At 78.3% G+C, this 3,106-nt stretch carries 1 protein-coding gene and 1 pseudogene; both read left to right on the forward strand.

Translation table 11 applies throughout. The features are described 5' to 3' along the window. Nucleotides 1-1,362: pseudogene (locus ACOJTC_RS01515) on the forward strand (hypothetical protein); the annotation flags it as partial. A gap of 103 nt (nucleotides 1,363-1,465) precedes the next feature. Next, nucleotides 1,466-3,106, forward strand: a 1,641-nt coding sequence (locus ACOJTC_RS01520; RefSeq protein ID WP_420115447.1) for a right-handed parallel beta-helix repeat-containing protein, incomplete at its 3' end; no start/stop codon positions are given.

A 3,106-nucleotide genomic window follows, 5' to 3' on the forward strand; every position in this document is an offset into this window, starting at 1 on the left:
GGTGCCGCGCCGGCCACGACCGGTGCCGCGCCGGCCACGACCGGCACCGCGCCCGCCATAACCGGCACCGCGCCCGCCACGACCCGTGCCGCGCCCGTCGTGACCGCCGCCCGCCGGGCCGGGCCGGCCGCCGTGCCGTCGGACGGTGCCGGTGCGGCCCCGTACACCCCGGGCGTGCTCCTGGTCGGCGTGTCCGCGTCGGCCGTCGACCCGGCAGCCGTGCCGGTGGACTGTGTGCACCGGTGGCAGCGGATCGCCGCTCCCTCACTCGACCTGCTGCGGGTCGCGTCGCCGGAGGTGACCGGGGACGTCCGTCCGCCGGCCCCGGAGCCGACGGACGCGGCCCCGCCCGGCCCGCAGAGCCCGGCCCCCGACCCGACCGTGCCACCCGACGCAGCCCACGACCAACCGGCCCCGGCACCCGACCGTCCGGACATCCCGGTCGGGACGCCCGACGCGGTGCCGGGCCGACCGGAACCGGCGTCCGGCCCGGTGACCGGCGACCCCGGCGTGCCGCCGGCCGCCGTCCCCGGACCGCGACCGGCCCCGCCGGGCCCGACGCGGGTCCCGGTGACGTTCCGGCTGGACGGGAGTGCGCCCACCGCCGGGGACCGGACGTCGCTGCGGCGGATCCTCGCCGGCCGCTACGACTCGTACACGCAGGTGGTGACCCGGACCCTGGCGGAGGAACCCGGCCTGCGGGTGGCCGCGGTGAGCGCGCCGGACCTGCCGGCGGGCCTGGTCGCGGTCCGCGCCTACTGCGTCGGCGAACGGGAGACGGTGAACGCGGTCCTGCGGGGCGACGCCGCGCCGGCCGACGATCAGGCGGTGCTGGCCCGCTGGGTGGGCTACGGCCTGCGTCGCCTGCCGGTGGTCTTCGGCCCGGTCTTCCGCGCCGCGGCCGTCGCACCGCCGGGCGGCTACCCGCCCGGCACGCTGCTGGTGGAGCCGGCCTTCCTCGACGTCGACCCGACGCCCGCGCCGGCGCCGGACACCGGGGTGCGGTTCGTGATCTGGTCCGTCGGCGCCCGCCGGCTGGGCGGTCTCGGCACGACCGGCACCGGGGCCCGCGCCACACCGGCCGGCGTCCACACCGGATCCCGCACCGACGGTACGGCGGTCTTCCCCGCCGGGACCTGCTTCCAGGTGCTGGCGGACGAGCCGGTGGGCGACCGCGAGCTGCGTCAGGTGTTCCTGCGGGAGTTACCGGCCGGCCGGCCGACCCGGGGCGGCGAGCAGACGTTGCAGCGGTTGCGGGCGGTCGCCGGGGTGGGGGACGCGGCAGGCGGCGGCACCCCGCCGCTGGCGGTGGGGGTCGGCGTCGACGGGGCGGGGCGGTTGTTCGCCCCGCCGTCGGGGTGACCGCCGGTGGTGGGGCGGGTCGGCACGACGGAACCCGCCCGTCGCCGGTCGGCCGGCGGGGTGCGGTGGGCGGGGGATCAACCAGACGAGAGGGTGGTGAGAGGTGAACAGCACCGTGATGGCGGTCTCCCAGACGGAACCGGGGTGCCCGCCGACGATCGCCGGTGCGTTGGCCGTCGCCCCGGCCGGTGCCACCGTCGTCGTGCAGCCGGGGGTGTACCGGGAACAGCTCCAGCTCGGCGGCGACGTGACGCTGATCGCCGAGGAGGGACCGGGCACGGTCACCATCGACGGGGGCGACGGGGTGGCGCTGCACGTCGGCGCGGGAGAGGTGACGCTGCACGGGATCGAGCTGCTCGGTGGTGGCGGGCACATGCCGGCCATCCAGGTCGGCGGCGGCCGGCTGGAGCTCACCCGGTGCGGCGTACGGGCCGGTGGTGTCGTCGCGGTGCACGTGCCCCGGGGCGAGCTGACCATGCGGGACTGCCGGGTGGGCAACCCCGCCGGGGCGGGCCTGCTGTTCGAACGCGCCGGCACCGGTGAGATCGTCCGAACCACGGTCGCCGGGATCGGCACCGTGGCGGTCGCCGTCACCGGCGGCGACCCGGTGCTGCGCGGCTGCACGATCACCGACGTACGCGGCAGCGGGCTGTTGTGCACCGGCGGCGGCCGGGGGCTGATCGAGCAGTGCGTGGTCTCCGCCGTCGACGGCCCCGGCGTGGTGGTCGAGGACGGCACGGTCCGGCTGTTCGACACCCGGATCGTGGACACCGGTGGCACCCCGGTGCTGGTGACCGGTGGCAGGCCCGAGCTGACCGGCTGCGAGATCCGCACGGCGACCGGCCCGGCGGTGCTGGTCGACGGGGCTGCCGACCCGACGCTGCGCGACTGCGTCCTCGGCGTCGAGGGCGGGCACGGGCTGAGCGTGCAGGCCGCCGCCACCGGCAGTTACCTGGGGTTACGGGTCGAGACGACGACCGGGGCGGCGGTGGTGGTCAGCGGCACGGCGGCGCCCCGGATCGAGGGCGGCACGCTGACCGCCACCGACGGGGTCGGCCTGCTCTTCGCCGACGCGGCGACCGGCAGCGCCCGGGAGGTGACGATCGTCCGGACCCGGTCCGGGCTGCTGGCCCGGGGTACCTCCCGGCCCGAGGTCGACGACCTGACCGTCACCGCGCCGACGCAGGAGGGGCTGCGGGTCGCGGAGTCGGCGCGGCTGCGGGCGCGAGGGGGAGCGGTGACCGACGCCGGGTCGGCCGGGGTGTCGGTGACCGACGGGGAGCTGACCGTGGAGGGGACGACCCTGCGCGACTGCGCCACCGGTCTCGTCGTGTCGGCCGGGCGGCTGCGGGCCACCAGTGTGGACGTGCTCGGCAGCCGGGGTGCCGGGTTGACCGCACAGCGCCAGGCGACGGTGCAGCTGCGGCGCAGCCGGGTACGGGGCGGCGACGGGCCGGGGGTGTGGTTCGCCGGGGAGTCGCAGGGCGAGGTGACCGGGTGCGAGGTGTTCGGCAACACCGGCCCGGGGGTGCTGGTGCAGACGCGCCGACCGGTGCGGCTGGTCGAGACCGAGCTGCGGGGTAACGCGGGCGGGCGGCTGCGTACCACGGTGGACGACGCCGCGGTGGAACTCGTCGGCACCGACGCCGATCCCGCGCCCACCGGTCGCGCCGGTGGCCCCGGGTCCGTCGGCCCGCCGGCGGACGGGCCGCACCGGCCGCCGGAGCCGGTCGGGCGGCCCGAC

Source organism: Micromonospora sp. (assembly GCF_048594385.1).
Taxonomy (GTDB): domain Bacteria; phylum Actinomycetota; class Actinomycetes; order Mycobacteriales; family Micromonosporaceae; genus Micromonospora; species Micromonospora wenchangensis.